The sequence below is a fragment of the Paenibacillus sp. CCS19 genome (assembly GCF_033239625.1).
Lineage (GTDB): Bacteria > Bacillota > Bacilli > Paenibacillales > Paenibacillaceae > Paenibacillus_T.
On record NZ_BTCK01000017.1, the window covers coordinates 18,900 to 33,968 of the forward strand.

Genomic DNA, 15,069 nt, shown 5'->3' on the forward strand with positions numbered 1-15,069 from the left:
GTTTTACTATGAAAACAATTTTATGGGCAACCTTATCAGCTAATGGCAATTATGCGCAATCCGGTCCAGATAACCCGCCGAAAAAGGAAGCTCTGGACGACTTCTTTACACACGTCAAGGATACAGGGAATTTCATTGTCGGGCGTCGGACATTCGAAGGCATGCGTGGCAATGGTGGGCCAGGGCCTTTTGCCGATATCGATATCGTTGTCGTCTCTAAGAACGTCTCGGATATCCCGGGCGTAACGGTTGTAAGATCGCCAGAGGAAGCCTTGAACCACCTGCGGCAAAAAGGCCATCAAACCGCTCTCATTAGCGGTGGCGCGGATATCCACAATTCATTCCTCAGCCAAGATCTTGTGGACGAAGTGATTTTCAATGTGGCGCCCGTGATGGAAGGCAGAGGGTTGAATCTTCTAATCGATAAAGATAACTACTCATATAAGCATGTGGAGCTGCTGAACTGCCAGCCCCTCGGCGGTGGCATCGTCCAACTGCGCTATGCGATTCAACGATAAAATGGTTACTCTGCACAAAGACCCTTTTTCAAGGGTCTTTTAATTTTAAGAGAGCTGCAGATCGTCATCTCCTAAAAACTTGCCCTTATTTATGGTGCGGTTCACCAAGCAGACCTTTCTTGCTAGATCGGAAAAACCCGGAGTCCATCGTAATGTAGATACTACCTTCTCCTTCTATCCTCTTATTCAGAAAGGCTCTGAAGGCCATTAATTTATCGCCCTTCAGATAATCCCTTGCGTTCATAGGCGTTGAAGTCATGTAATGAATGAGCGGCTCCGCCTCATCCACCTTCATATAATCCTCATACCGAAGCAGATCAATGACCGAGAAGTGGAACGATAGGATCTCTGTTCCGTTATCCAGATGGAACCTCTCCATAACATCGTCCAGCACACGTAAATCCGGAGCGAATTCCCTCGCCAGCTGCTCTATTTCCTGAAGGTGGGCCTTGCTCATCGTTGAGGTATAGAACAAGCCGTCACTTTTGAGAACCCTATGGCACTCGGACAACGCTTGTTCGATATCCAACACGTGATAAAGCATGTGATTCGCAATCACGACATCGAACTCGCCATCGTGGAACGGAATGGATTGCGCGTCGACGGCAAGAAACGTAAACCTGCCGCTGCTGTCTTGGACATTGGAGCGTGCGACCTCCAGCATGCCCGAGGAGATATCCGTAAGCGTGATGCTCCATGATGGCGGAATTCTGTCCTTATTGCGGCTCCACAAGGCGGCATCGCCGCAGCCAAGCTCCAATATTCTCAGATTGGGTTCCGAGCCGAGTTGATCGAAGAACCAACGATGCCAACCCGTTTTATTGGCGCTGAAGGTGTCGTACAACTGGATTCTGGCCTGCAGACGGAGAGCGTTTCGATACTGCTCTCCCCAATCTTTCTCGGTATGAATCGTCTGAATGATTTCGGACAAGTTATCCCAATCCGTTTGCGCTTGTTGTTTCCCCAGCATATCGAGCGCTTCATCGATTGCTTTCGATACATATTGCATATGGGAAACCTTTTGCCGGATCACTTCCTTTTGCAGCATGAGCGAGCTTCTTAAGTCCTGTTCAGGGAAGGAATCTCCATGAATGATGGACTTGATTTCATCAAGACTTAGACCGATAAATTTGAGCGTATCAATTTTTTGCAGCCGGACTAAATCTTCTCTGCCGTACAATCGAGCAGAGGCATGGTTAACATGCGATGGCTTCAGCAGCCCGATCTGGTCGTAATACCGCAAGGTTCGAAGGGTCAGTCCCGTCCGTTTCGCAATCTGTCCTGTCGTCCAATATTCGTTATCTTCCATTCTACAGCCTCACTTATACGATTCGAGGAATATCTTTGAGCTTTGTATAGATGATTTTCCCCATTCCTTGAGCGACTCTCACCATTTCGTCAGCGCCTTGGGAAGGCCCTCCGATTCGAAGAACCGCATCGCAATGCTTCAATAGTCGAATAGAGGATGGATGGAAAATTTGATTGAAAATATCGTCTCCAATATTGAGCGACCCGGCTTTCTTAATTAGCGGAAGTGAATACCACTCGCCTAGCACAGGCAAATGGCCCGCCTCGTATACTTGAAGCGCGGTTTCGTTCATCAATTCGATGTTCCGATGAATCAACGCCGGATCGTCTCCCGTTCCCGAACGATAAGGTCCGGCAACGAGAATATGCTGCTGTCTTGGGGCAGGGTCTAGCAGCCGATTGATCTGAGCGTATTGCAGCAGCATAATCGTTTTGCCGTCTTTGATCTCCCCTGTTTTAATCATATCAAGCGCCTTCAGGAAGGAATATTCCAATACTTCGATGTTCTCTTGCTCTTCCTCGAGCCCTCCGCCATCGCTGATCCTCATCATCGGCGTGTATTCCGCGACGAAGAAATGCAGCAGTTCCGTTACGGACCCTGGCGACATGTAGGCTTCGCCGATTTTTTGAATTTTGTCTACCTTATATCCGGTCTCTTCTTCGGCCTCTCGGCGAATGCTCTCTTCGGCGCTTTCCTCGTCCAACAAACCCGCGCAAGCTTCGATTAATAACCCCGTCTCGTTCCCGTTCACGTAAGTAGGGATTCGGAACTGCCTCGTTAGAATAACGGTCCGCTTCTCCCGATTATAAAGCAGAATCGTTGCACCGTTCCCACGGTCGTACGATTCCCTGGACTGTTTCGTCCAAGTACCGTCCTTTGCCTCGCTCATATATGTAATTTTCTTAAGCTCATACCAGTTATCGGACAAAATTTCTTCGTTTACGATTCGGACCTTCGGATTCATCGTGATCCTCCCTTTCTTTCGATGAATCCCATTATATTGGGTTACGTAACGTCACCTTCAAGCTTTATTTGCTTATAAATTTGCAGACCCTTTATAAAGACAAATCTTAGGCCATCCTTTGCAGGATGGCCCATTCATTTGAACCTATCGTTCCGTCCCCATTTCTTAGCTCCCTTGCAGCAAGCGCCCGATCACCTCTCCGAATTGCTGCGGCTCCAGGGCATGATTGTACATGCCGAGAAATGCCGAAGTCGCTTCTGGATGGGCAGCGACCAACCGGTTAACCATCGTCTGCTCAGGTGTGAAAGGTACGTTCTTCGTAATCTGGCACGCCATATGATAACGAGACATCATTTTCGCTTCCGCCAAGCTCTGATACGATTGCGCCATCTGCTCCCACTCGGTTTCCCAGTTAGCATGCTGGGATAACACATTCGTCAACGTACGCGCACTAACTAACGCATCATGCATCCCTTGCCCGACAGCGGGATCCTTGAACGATAAAGCATCGCCAACGAGCGCCCAGCCTTCTCCCATTCCCTGATGCCAATCGTTATCGTAACCGCGCAGCCCTCGCACCTTCCCGACAAGCGTAGATTTCTGCACCCGTGCTGGCAGCGGAGAATCTCCGAAGCCGCTGTCGATTAGATCGCGCATCGCGGTTTCCGGGGATTGTGCGAATCGCTCGCTCCACGCCTCATCATCCAGCGGGAACATAACGCCAACCACGTACAATTGATCGCTCGTCGGGAACACGATAACCATATTGTCGTTGATTCTGTACAATTCCACATGAATATCGCCATCCTGCTCATAACCTGAGAAATACCCGACATAAGAAGCATAATCCGTCGGTACGGCCATGATCTGCGCACTGTTTACTCGTTTCCGCAAGGTCGAATTGCGACCATCGGCACCGACGACGAGTTTCGCCGTGAACTGCTGCGTCTCTCCGCTTCGATGAACCCCCGTAATGCCCGTGACCGTATTTCCCTCCCGAATCACATCCGTTACTCGGAAGCCTTCAAGCGACGTTACGCCAGGCTGCGAAGTCGCATGCTCGAACAGAATTTGATCCAGGTGAAGACGCCTGATACATAGACAGTCACTTTCTCCATTCACTTCAGGAAAGTCCCCATCGATGACCGCATCCTCGAACTGAACAACGGCCCGTTTATAAAGAGGCGTCCTCGTCTGCAACAGCCGATCTAGAACCCCCATTTCCCGTAGGATTGCCAAGGAGTTGTTGAAGAAATTGTGCGTCGATAGAATATCGCTCGGAAACTCTCCCTTGTCCACCAACAGCACTTCATAACCTGCTCGGGACAATTCATAAGCAAGCGTCGAACCGGCAACTCTTGCTCCAACAATAATAACGTCATAATGATGATTCATCTAATCATCCCCCACAACTGTTTTTCCAAATATTAGCTCCCGACAATCATATTGAGCGAGTGGAGATCTTATGTCCATCAGGCTGCAAACCTATGACTAAAGGCGCCCAACAAGTGGACGCCTCAGCTCATTTAAATATGGAAGAACTCTCTCAGCTATGTAATAGACCGTTCATTTCTTTCCAATGATAAATCGTTGCTTTGTCGGACTGATGGTCTGAGGCCTTATGCATTGTTCGAGCAATATTTCTAGCTTCCATGCCTTTGTAACGGTTCATTTGTCCCATGAACAATGGGTTTAACAACTTCCAGATCGTCAATATCGTTCTTTCTATTATACGAAATTCCTTGCGCCTCCCCATGATCATGCATGGACGAAAGATATGCGTATGCTCAAAATCCAATGCCATCAGCTTCTGTTCGATTTCGCCTTTGACTCTTAAATAGGGTAGACGGGATCGAAGGCTAGCGCCAACCGCGGTAACCACGAATACGGATCGGGCTCCCTTTTCTTTGGCGACTTGAGCAGCAAGTACGGGATAGTCCAAATCAATCTGTGGCGTCGTTCCGCCTAATGTAATGAACACATCATCCGCCTCAATCTGATCTTTCAAGTCAGGCAGCGTATTATAATCCCCTATTAACATAGTGAGCTTAGGATGCTGAATAGGCAAAGGCTTCCGGACTACGACAGTTACTTGTTCATAGGAGGAATGGTAGAGCAACTCGTTTAATAGATTCGATCCTACAAACCCGCTTGCTCCGAAGATGATTGCTTTTTTCATAGCGAACGACCCCCTGCTTCATAAAAACTTCCATTATTTATTATACGGTTCCCGCGCTATCTGTAACAGCAAATAAATAAACAAGGGCCCTCAATAGAGTGCCCCGGGCTAAACCTGCCAAGATAATACAGTACCCGTTCTGAGATTTATACTTGCAGAACCAGTTTGCCGACCGTGTTTTTTTGCTCCAAAAGCGCAAGCGCATCGGCGGCGTTTTCCATCGGATACACGCCGTGAATCTCAGCGTGGATCTCTTTCCTGGCCAGCATGCTTAAAGCCTCTCGTGCCGCTTTTCCAGTCTCTGCAGGATTGCTTGCGGCGTATGCTCCTAATGAGAAGCCAGCGGACTGTTTATTGGAAAACCATATCTGGTTGAAAGAGTGAGCAACATCCTGTTCACCGCTGGCGTTTCCGACAACAACCAACTGGCCCAGGGGCCGGAGCACCTCCAAGCTTTGTTTACGCATGCTTCCTCCGACAGGGTCAAAAACAGCGTGAACGCCTTTCTGTCCCGTTGCCTCCAATGTCCGCTCAGCAAAATCGGTCCGAACAAATAATTCGTCATACCCGAAAGAGGCCGCAAGTTTTGCTTTCTCTGGGGTGCCAACGGTCCCTAATACTTTGCCCGCTCCCAATCGTCTGGCTACCTGTCCCAGGAAGCCGCCCAAACCGCCTACCGCCGCATGAACAAGCACGTCGTCACCTGTTCTCATTCTATACACATCTTTAATTGCTAAGTAAGCGGTCGTTAGATTCACGATTGAAGCTGCCGCTGTCGCCAGGTCAAGCTCCACCCCCCATTGATCGAGCGGAACTGTCAATTCCGGCCGCACGTTCGCCATCGATGCGAATCCGTTAAAATCAAGCAGCGTCATAGAGGCGACGGGTTGACCGACGTAGAACCCCTCTACGCCTTCCCCGATTGCACGTACATATCCTGACACTTCCAGGCCGGGAGTAAGCGGCAATGGGAAATCCGATATAAATTCACCGCGGCTCAACAGCACTTCAAAATATCCAACGCCTGCATAGGCAACATCAATCGTAAGCAGGCCAGGGGGCGGCTGCAGATCCGGCTTTTCGCACCATTTTAAGCTTGCTGGTCCGCCTGGTTGATCAATTACAATGGATTTCATCTCCAATAACCTCCTGGTTCGGGAATGAGAACATTGTATTTCGTATCTAACGAGGTAACCAGTTTCCCTTTATACAGGTATCCGGACTAATAGGATTAACTTCGCAGAACAGCCAGTTTTGCCTCCGTATCGGTATTTGCGATGGGCGTAAATATACAGCAATGAAGGTTTTCATCTCCGTTAATAGTAGAAAAGGTATTTAATTGAAAAGACAGCAGTCCGGCTGCACAATGATCAAATGTATAATGAGTTGCTTTCTTTTGCTGAACGTTATGCAATCGCCATAACATTTGAAACTCCGCGCATTCGAGACACATCTGCCGGACGAAGGCCTCGAACCAACGATCGCTGGCATGTTGGTCGTAATACATCCGAAATACGCCCATCGTAAAATCCGCGAATTCCTGCCAATTCACCAACTGCTCACGCAGATTGGGATCTGTGAATATTAATCGCGTCATCACGCGTTCATCAGCGGGGATGGCATGGAAATCCGTAATAATCTCGGTTGCCAGCCGATTGAAAGCCAGCACCTCGGTTCGATGATTGGCAATAATGGCCGGGTAATTCACTTGATCGATAATGGTTTGAAGTTCGGGGTATGCTTCGCCAGTGTTCGGACTAGCAATACTCTCTCCTCCGTAGTCAGCCAATCGAAGCAAATGATTCTGCTCATCCGAAGATAATTGCAAGGCTCGAGCAACGCTCTCAATGACTTCCCTTGATACGGAAGCAACCCTGCCCTGCTCCAGCCAGGTATACCAAGTGATGCTCACTCCCGCAAGCTGGGCAACCTCTTCCCTGCGTAATCCCGGCGTTCTTCTTCTACCATAGCGGCTAGCAATTTCGATTCGGTCCGGTTTAATCCGTTCTCGGCGGGATTTCAGAAAATCCCCAAGTATCTTAAACTTCTCGTTTTCCATAGCCAATCAACCACACTTTGCACAAGAGTTTCGCTATCGTGTCTAGTTGTACTCGATGATTTACTATGACCGCCTGTTTCCTTGTCTTACTTCCTCAACGATCGCCTTAACGCCTACGTCAATCTGCTCCGGTTGCGTCTGGGAGATGCTTATCCGCAGAAACTTCTCCCGCGCCAAATAATCCGAACAATAAAACGCTCTTCCAGACGCGACGTTGATATTCCTCTCGGCAAGCCGCTTGATAAGCTGCTCCATATTGACGGTCGGCTTCATTTTAAATTGCGTATAGATGCCTGAACCTATCTTGGGCACTTCAAGCAATCCCGCCTCGTTGTATCTTTCGACTGACTCATTCAACGCTCGCATGCGCGACGCGTACAAGCTGCTTATTTTGTGCTTATGCCGCTCGTACATCCCGTTCTTGATATATACTTCAAGCGCCGCCTGGGACAGAAGCGATGTATCGGGATATATTTTGTATGCATGGAAGGTCTCTAGCAAACGTTCCGGCAGCACGACGGCCCCTACCCTTAAGCCCGGGAAGATAATCTTGGAGAAGCTCTTTACATAGATGACGTACGAATTCGCATCATAAGCATAGATCGGTTCGAATTGACGGTCAGTGCCCAAGTCGGCCATATAATCGTCCTCTACGACATATACGTCGTACTTGCCGGCTAACCTGGCGATTGCCTTCCTCTCTTCAGCACGATATGATGTGCCGAGCGGGTTGTGGTACCTCGACATCGTGTAGAAGAATTTGATGTTACCGCTCCTGAACCACTGCTCCAATTCATTCAAATCAATTCCTGCCGCCGTGCGCGCAATGCAGCAGACCGGTATGCGTTCCGTCTCCAGGAACCTTAAATAAATATCGTACGTCGGCTGCTCTACCAGAATCGCTGTTTTACCGTTCGGGAACGGCATTTTCGCCAGAATTTGCAGAGCCTGCTGTGCACCCGAAGTGACGATTCCCTGCTTAGCTTTAGCAAATACTTGGTCTCCGGCCAGATGCGACACGAGCGTATGACGGAAGGAATCCAGCCCATGCGGATCGCCGTAGGTAAACAGGTCGTACTTATAGATATCGATCGCTTTATTTAAGCAATGTTGAAAATCAAGATAAGGAAAAGCGTCCAAATCAGGCATTACTGTAGCGAAATCGATCATTGCGTCTTCTCGATTGTCGCGCCAATCTCCCGGCTTCTCAACGACAAAGTAGCCGCTCTGCGGAACCGAATATATGACGTGGCGCTTTTCCAGCTCCAAATATGCCCGTATGATCGTGCTGATGCTGCACTCGTAGGAGGCTGCCGCACTGCGAACGGAAGGCAGCTTCCGGCCGGGAAGATACGTCCCCTCCCGAATCTGTCGCTCCATATCCGATAGTATTGAGAAGTATTTCTTCACGTGCTCCTCATTCCCTTCTGAATTCATCATAACACGTAAATTCCAGAGGTTAATATATAGCTCTATCAAACTGTACCGATACAGTCGTCGTAAAATGCCGTTGTTCGGTCTATAGGTTTGCCCTATCCTCAAATCAACGGATGAAATGTTCGCGAACGCATTGCCGCCGTTAATTAGGAGGTCGAGCAATCATCAATTCAACTCATTCGAAGCTTGCGTATTTCATCGCCGTCGTTAATGCGGTTATTCTCGGAATATCCTTTTTATTTGCCAAAATTGCACTCGATTACGCCAACCCGCTAGACACGTTGACCTTCCGTTTCGCCGCTTCGTTCTTGGCCATGTCCATCCCGGTCGCGTTCGGCTGGGTCAAGTTGGCTTATCGCGGCAAGCCTGTGTACAAAGTGTTGTTGCTGGCTGTCACGTACCCGCTTGGTTTCTTCACGCTTCAAGCATTCGGTCTGAAGCATGCCACCTCGGCAGAGGGCGGCATCCTGTATGCATTCACCCCTGTCGTTACGATGATCCTCGCCTCCCTATACCTGAAAGAAAAGACTACCGTCTTACAGAAACTCTCTATTCTTCTGTCGGTATTCGGCGTCGTATTCATCTTCGTGATGAAAGGCAGCAGCATCGATCTATCGAACCTGACTGGGATCTCCTTGCTACTGCTGACATGTGTCGCTTTTGCCGGCTATACCGTTCTAGCCCGTCCGCTATTGAAGCAGTTCAGCCCGGCGGAAATTACTTATTTGATATTGGGAATCGGATTCATCGTTTTTTTGGCCATTACATTCGCCCAGCATGCCATCGACGGCACGCTCCATCAATTATGGGCGCCTCTTGCCAGCGGCACCTTCATCTCATCTATCATCTACTTAGGCGTAATATCGTCGCTGGGTACGGCGTTGATGTCCATCTACATTCTGTCCAAGATGGAAGCGTCGAGGATGAGCGTATTCGCCAATCTCTCTACGATCGTATCCATGGCAGCGGGAGCGATGTATCTCGGGGAAGAAGTGACCGTTTATCATCTGATCGGCTCAGCTCTGATCATTGCGGGAGTTATTGGAACGAATCGGTTGGGGCGAAGAGAGGCATTAGCAGTTGCGGTAAAGGAGTGAAAGCGTTAATCGTGTACTTATCCAATCTGTTTGTCGGCACAGTCGGTTAGCGTTCTCGTACGATCTGTAAAGGGCCATCCTTTACCGGATGGCCCTTTATATTATATTAGCGTGAAGTCTGAATTCATAAACCTGTATAAGCCTTTGCCAACTTAATTAATTCATCCTTCTCGCCGGTTCCTGTAACTTTCAGCTCGATCACCTGAGAATGCTCATTTTTATATTTCATCAATAACGTGTTCTCCCTTGAATACTCTTTGTACATCGCCATCAGTTGATCATTAACTTGTATTTGCTCCCACTTGCCAATAAAGGTCGAAGAGCCACCGGTCGCTCTACCCGCGATGAGGTCTGTGGCCTCTTGGTCTAATCTTTGGGACACGATCGCCCAGCGATTGTCAGCCAAATCATAAAGATCGTAGAAAACGGGGATATAACCGATAATGCGGGCATCGTTTCCATTCTCCTGAAGAATGGAATTCATCAGAACCCCGTTTGAGCGGGTTGGCTGCGCTTCGAGAGGAGCCGGTCTTAGAATGGTAAACGGAAATTGCTTTACCGCCCCATCCAAGTCCATGACTTCCTTGGCATTTGTGCGGTTGTTAAGTACATCTTCAATCGTTTCTTTGTAAGTTGGCTCTTGCCCGAATATAAGTACCTTGAAAGCGTCAATTATTGCGTTCTTGCCCCCATCATCTTCAATTGCGATCCTTTCGCCATTCCAGTTCAGTGGAAGAACGGAAGCAGAAACTGCCGCCGAGAATACAAAGAATAATGCAGTCGTCATGACCCACAATGCCTTGGGCCGACGCTTTATGTAACGCTGTGTGTGATCAGGAGCCTCGCTTCGATTGGACATGACTCGAATCCGTTCCATGACTGCGTTGCTGACATCAATAGTCGGCAATGTCATGCCGTCCAATTGTTTTCTTAAATTTCTATACTCGGATGGTTTGCTCATAATTGGTGCCCTCCCAGTCAGTGGATGTTGATCTAAGCTTTTTACGGATTCGTTCGAATCGTTTACGGACTGTCCCCGCCTTTAATTCAAGATGTTCGGCAATCTCATCAAGCGTATATCCTACAATCGTGTGTAAAATGATAATTTGTCTCTCTTCGGCAGTTAAACCTCTCAGTAGGTCATCTAAATCATTTTCCAATCGCTTCGATACCGCTTCCTCTGCGCTTGGTTCGTGAGATTGGCGCCAAAACTTTGGAAGCAATGAGTTCCACTTCTTCCTACGATTTAAGAGCGTAAGGCAATGGTTCCCCGCAATTTTGTATAGCCAAGCCAGGAAAGATTGATCGATATGATACAAATGCAAGCTCTGATAGGCTTTAATCAAGACTTCCTGTACGGCATCCTCCGCTTCCTGCCGATTTCCTAACAGATAGAGGCAATACGCAAACAATCTCTGTTGATACGCGTGAATGATCGGCTCGAAAGCATTGCAATCCCCTTGTTTGACCTGCCTAATGACTTCCTCGATTTTCATGCAAATTCCTCCCTTCTCGAAACTAATTACGCCTATATAACTAACAAACCTGGCTGCGTGTGACATGAAATACAATCAGATATGAAATATTAATGCCATCATTTGAGGGATGGTTTTGACTGTAGTTGATCGTACTGTAAACCGTCACCTATTTAAATAGATAATGAACATTTCGTGCATCATCAAGCATTGACGCTTTCATGTTGTCCGTCGTCTCTAAAGCACTGACTTTAATAGAGCATGGCCTTTATTTGTAATGCGATGCACTGTGATGTGTATATAACGGCAAGTTAAGGGGCCATCCTTTACCGGATGGCCCCTCAGAGAGATTATTTAAACATGCCAGTAATCGCGGACGAATATAGAACGAAATGGAAGGGTACCCGAGTAGGAACCAAACATATGGCTTTGATAAACCATATCCGCTATGAATCTGGCCGAATCATAATAAGGCTCATTGCGACAGCGGGTTGTCGGACTGAAACTGCTCCAGAAGTTGTTGTGTGTCGATGTCCGGTTCCGGATAATGAAGGTCCAAACTCTCCATTGAATTGATAATAATACGGAGCACCAAGTAGTCGCGGAACCATCGCTCATTAGCCGGGACGACATGCCACGGGGAATGTTTGGTTGCCGTGTGACGGAAGGCATCTTCATAAGCATCAACGTATGAATCCCAATGACGCCGCTCAGCCAGGTCGCTCGGATCGAATTTCCAGTGCTTTTCCGGGTCCGTCAGACGTTCGCGAATTTTCTCGAGCTGAAATTCGGGTGAAATATGCAAGAAGATTTTGATCAGCAGCACGCCGCTGTTCGTAAGAAGCTTCTCGAAATGCCGAATATTCTTCATTCGAGATGCTGTTTCCTCGTCCTGAATCGTGCCATGAACTCGGGTAATCAGCACATCCTCATAGTAGGACCGGTTAAACGCGGTAATATATCCTTTGGCCGGGACGACTTTATGCGTTCTCCACAAGAAGTCATGAGCAGACTCTTCCGGAGTCGGTTTCTTGAAGCTTTCCGCCCGAAAGCCCTGAGGATTGAGGTTCGACAGCACCTTCTTAATAACCCCGTCCTTGCCGCTGCAATCCATCCCTTGAAACAAAATGAGCACGCCATTCGTCTTCGAGGCAAACAACTTGTCCTGCAGTTTGCGAAGCTTCCGCTCCATCTGTTCGAACTCTTCTTGAATTTCTTCTTTGCTTGCGAAACCGCCCGTCTCGTTCGGATCGAAGCGATTCAGAACATGCTTGTCTGATTTGGTCAGCCGATAGTTTTTCAACATTGGGAACTCCTCCTCAAACACTATTCTATTTCTGGATATATTCGAGCTAATAACATTAGAACCCTCCAGACCATTGCTTCGGCTTGCAAAGTTCCCTTCACTATCTCTATAACGAATCGGTCTTCCACCGGGCAGCGTCCTTCCTGCTCCAGGACTTGACTTAAACCATGGTTTAAGTCGTATCCTATTCATGTCGACATTGAAATGCAGGATTCGGAGGCCTCCACATGAAGTATAAATCCATTGGCGAAGTGTCAGCTCAATTCCATATTCCGGAATCAGCCTTGCGTTATTATGAGAAGAAAGGACTGCTGCCGCTAATCGAGCGCGATGAGGCAGGCAGACGCTTATTCTCAGAACGTCAAATAGCGCTTCTTCAAGCCGTCGTCTGCCTAAAGAACACGCATATGCCCATAAAAACCATCCAGCAATATATGGAATGGATTGTAGAAGGAAATACCACCCTGGAACGCAGGCTTCACATGATGAAGGAACACAAACAAAGAATGCTGGATGAGATTGCAATGCTGACCGACTACTTACCGACAATCGATGAAAAAATTGAACGCTATATCAAACAGATGGAGGATGAACAACGATGAAACTGTCCGGAAATACGCTATTGATTACAGGCGGAGGCACTGGAATCGGATTAGCTTTGGCAGAGCGATTTATTAAAAACGGCAATACAGTGATTGTATGCGGCCGGCGTGACAATGTCCTTCAAGAGGCGAAAGAGAAGCTTCCTGGTCTTATCACTCGCGTATGTAATTTGGAAAAAGCATCGGATCGGCTTGCGCTATTCGACTGGGTAACGGCGAACTATCCGGAAGTGAACGCGCTGGTCAATAATGCCGGCATTCAGCAGCGTTTCAATGTGCTTAAATCGGATGCCAAAAACAATTGGGGTTATTTCAGCAAAGAAATCGCGACTAATCTGGAAGCTCCCTTCCACTTGACCATGCTGTTCGCTCCTTATTTGGCAACCAAGGAATCGGCGGCTATCATTAATGTCACATCCGGTCTGGCTTTTACACCGTTTGCGATTGCCCCCATGTATTCGGCGACCAAGGCGGCGCTTCATTCGTTCACCGTAAGCCTAAGACATCAACTATCCGAAACGAATGTCGAGGTTATTGAAGTTGCTCCTCCAGCGGTTAACACGGATTTAGGCGGAGCAGGATTGCATCAGCAAGGGGAACCGTTGGATGCCTTCGCAGATGCGATTTTCAACGAATTGGCTGGGGACAGCAAAGAAATCGGGTACGGCACTTCTGCAGCCCGCTTGCGCATGTCTCGAGACGATATCGACGTCTATGCCGAGAAGATGTACCATTCTACGAAGAACTTGATCTAACGGAGACCTAGTCATCAAATAAGCGTGCCCCTTCCGCTGGCAACATTGCGGAAGGGGCACGCTATTCAAGTATGAAGCATGGCGAGATTTTTGAGTACGTTCAACACCATGATTAGAGTAACCACCCGCTGTCGGCAATTACCTTCGAATTTGTCTAAAGAATCGCCGCAAGTCTTGAACCATCAGATCGGGAACTTCCATGGCGGCGAAATGGCCCCCTTGGTCGAATTCAGTCCAGTGAACGATGGAATGTTCGCGCTCCGCAAGAGTGCGCACAGGCAGAGCTTGCTCGTAAGGAAGCACCGCCACGCCCATAGGGACAGGACACGAACCCGGCACGCCTTTGGTTTTGAAATTCTCGTAGTACAGACGTGCAGACGATCCCGCGGTGCCGGTTAACCAATACAACATCACATTCGTTAGCATTCGATCGTCATCCACCCGGCAAGCCGGATCGGTCCACTCCCAGAACTTCTCAACGATCCATGCCAGCTGCCCGACAGGGGAGTCCGTGAGCGCATAGGACAATGTTTGCGGACGGGTCGCCTGCAGTCTCATATACCCCGCGGGAGCGGATCGGTGCCGTTGAGACCTCTCAAGCCTGTCTCGCTCCTCCTGGGACAGCTCTTCCAGGTCGAAATCGTCGGCCGGAATTGTGTGCAAAAAGTTCAAATGTACGCCACACATATGCACATGATCCACTTCGGCCAATGCCCTGGAGATGAAGGCCCCCCAATCGCCGCCTTGAGCGCCATATCGTTTATAACCCAGACGTCTCATCAGCTTCGCCCAAGCCCGGGCAACCCTGTTTACATCCCATCCTGGCTCCTTAGTAGGACCCGAGAATCCGAAACCCGGAATCGACGGGATAACCAAATGAAAGGCATCGGCCGGATCACCTCCGTGGGACCTTGGGTCAACAAGCGGTCCAATCATGTCGAGGAACTCGACGATCGAGCCCGGCCAGCCGTGAGTAAGAATAAGCGGCAGCGCATCCCGCTCCGGAGAACGAACGTGCAGGAAATGAATGTTCGCCCCATCGATCGTTAATGTATACTGCGGAAAACGGTTTAACCAAGCTTCATGTTTGCGCCAATCGTACGATCTGCGCCAGTAGTCCGCCAAGTTCTTGAGATAGTCGAGCGGCACTCCGTAATTCCAGCCTTCTTCTTCCAACCCGTCCGGCCAACGGGTTCGGGCTAGCCGATCCCGAAGGTCGTCGAGCTCGCCTTGCGGAATCTCGATAGTATAAGGCTTTATCTCCTCATCATATAACGCCATAAGATTATCCTCCATATTCCCAGCAATAAAGTATTAAAAGCCTTATATCAGCCTTAATTTTACAATCCAATTTGGATAAAGGATAAT

General features: G+C 48.6%; 15 protein-coding genes. 4 read left to right on the forward strand and 11 right to left on the reverse strand.

Annotation, left to right across the window (positions count from 1 at the left end; all coding sequences use genetic code 11):
• The first annotated feature begins 8 nt into the window (after nt 1-8).
• Nucleotides 9-518, forward strand: a complete 510-nt coding sequence (locus SBI19_RS13635; protein ID WP_317969016.1) for a dihydrofolate reductase family protein — start codon at nt 9-11, stop codon at nt 516-518.
• 85 nt (nt 519-603) lie between these two features.
• Here SBI19_RS13635 and SBI19_RS13640 read toward each other — a convergent pair whose 3' ends face one another.
• From SBI19_RS13640 to SBI19_RS13670, 7 genes are all read right to left on the reverse strand, one after another.
• On the reverse strand, nt 604-1,827 hold the full coding sequence (locus SBI19_RS13640) for a MerR family transcriptional regulator (RefSeq protein ID WP_317969018.1): 1,224 nt from the start codon (nt 1,825-1,827) through the stop codon (nt 604-606).
• A gap of 13 nt (nt 1,828-1,840) precedes the next feature.
• Nucleotides 1,841-2,791, reverse strand: a complete 951-nt coding sequence (gene nudK, locus SBI19_RS13645) for a GDP-mannose pyrophosphatase NudK (protein ID WP_317969020.1) — start codon at nt 2,789-2,791, stop codon at nt 1,841-1,843.
• Between the two features lie 165 nt (nt 2,792-2,956).
• The gene (locus tag SBI19_RS13650; protein ID WP_317969023.1) at nt 2,957-4,186 is read right to left on the reverse strand and encodes an NAD(P)/FAD-dependent oxidoreductase; all 1,230 of its coding nucleotides are present in this window, start codon (nt 4,184-4,186) and stop codon (nt 2,957-2,959) included.
• Between the two features lie 151 nt (nt 4,187-4,337).
• Nucleotides 4,338-4,970: an NAD(P)H-binding protein gene (locus tag SBI19_RS13655; RefSeq protein ID WP_317969025.1), complete on the reverse strand. Its 633-nt coding sequence runs from the start codon at nt 4,968-4,970 to the stop codon at nt 4,338-4,340.
• 146 nt (nt 4,971-5,116) lie between these two features.
• On the reverse strand, nt 5,117-6,106 hold the full coding sequence (locus SBI19_RS13660) for a quinone oxidoreductase family protein (protein ID WP_317969027.1): 990 nt from the start codon (nt 6,104-6,106) through the stop codon (nt 5,117-5,119).
• A 95-nt stretch (nt 6,107-6,201) separates the two neighbouring features.
• Entirely contained in the window at nt 6,202-7,029 is an 828-nt protein-coding gene (locus SBI19_RS13665; protein ID WP_317969029.1) for a helix-turn-helix transcriptional regulator, read from the reverse strand.
• A 63-nt stretch (nt 7,030-7,092) separates the two neighbouring features.
• Complete coding sequence (locus tag SBI19_RS13670) at nt 7,093-8,439, reverse strand: aminotransferase-like domain-containing protein (protein WP_317969196.1); 1,347 nt, start codon at nt 8,437-8,439, stop codon at nt 7,093-7,095.
• 191 nt (nt 8,440-8,630) lie between these two features.
• Between SBI19_RS13670 and SBI19_RS13675 the strand changes: the two genes are divergently transcribed.
• Nucleotides 8,631-9,563 (forward strand): DMT family transporter, encoded by a 933-nt coding sequence (locus SBI19_RS13675; protein WP_317969198.1) that lies wholly within the window; start codon nt 8,631-8,633, stop codon nt 9,561-9,563.
• Between the two features lie 124 nt (nt 9,564-9,687).
• Here SBI19_RS13675 and SBI19_RS13680 read toward each other — a convergent pair whose 3' ends face one another.
• The 3 genes from SBI19_RS13680 to SBI19_RS13690 all read right to left on the reverse strand — a co-directional run bounded on the left by SBI19_RS13680 (nt 9,688) and on the right by SBI19_RS13690 (nt 12,344).
• The gene (locus SBI19_RS13680; protein ID WP_317969031.1) at nt 9,688-10,524 is read right to left on the reverse strand and encodes a hypothetical protein; all 837 of its coding nucleotides are present in this window, start codon (nt 10,522-10,524) and stop codon (nt 9,688-9,690) included.
• Nucleotides 10,502-11,059 (reverse strand): RNA polymerase sigma factor, encoded by a 558-nt coding sequence (locus tag SBI19_RS13685; RefSeq protein WP_317969034.1) that lies wholly within the window; start codon nt 11,057-11,059, stop codon nt 10,502-10,504. Before SBI19_RS13685 ends, SBI19_RS13680 begins: the two co-directional genes overlap by 23 nt.
• Before the next feature lie 454 nt (nt 11,060-11,513).
• Complete coding sequence (locus SBI19_RS13690; RefSeq protein ID WP_317969036.1) at nt 11,514-12,344, reverse strand: PPK2 family polyphosphate kinase; 831 nt, start codon at nt 12,342-12,344, stop codon at nt 11,514-11,516.
• Nucleotides 12,345-12,571: 227 nt separating this feature from the next.
• On the opposite strand from SBI19_RS13690, the gene SBI19_RS13695 reads away from it, so the two are divergent.
• Both SBI19_RS13695 and SBI19_RS13700 read left to right on the forward strand, forming a co-directional pair.
• Complete coding sequence (locus SBI19_RS13695; RefSeq protein ID WP_317969038.1) at nt 12,572-12,946, forward strand: MerR family transcriptional regulator; 375 nt, start codon at nt 12,572-12,574, stop codon at nt 12,944-12,946.
• Entirely contained in the window at nt 12,943-13,701 is a 759-nt protein-coding gene (locus tag SBI19_RS13700) for an SDR family oxidoreductase (protein WP_317969040.1), read from the forward strand. Before SBI19_RS13695 ends, SBI19_RS13700 begins: the two co-directional genes overlap by 4 nt.
• A gap of 138 nt (nt 13,702-13,839) precedes the next feature.
• Here SBI19_RS13700 and SBI19_RS13705 read toward each other — a convergent pair whose 3' ends face one another.
• Nucleotides 13,840-14,982 (reverse strand): epoxide hydrolase family protein, encoded by a 1,143-nt coding sequence (locus SBI19_RS13705; protein ID WP_317969042.1) that lies wholly within the window; start codon nt 14,980-14,982, stop codon nt 13,840-13,842.
• Nucleotides 14,983-15,069: the final 87 nt, after the last annotated feature.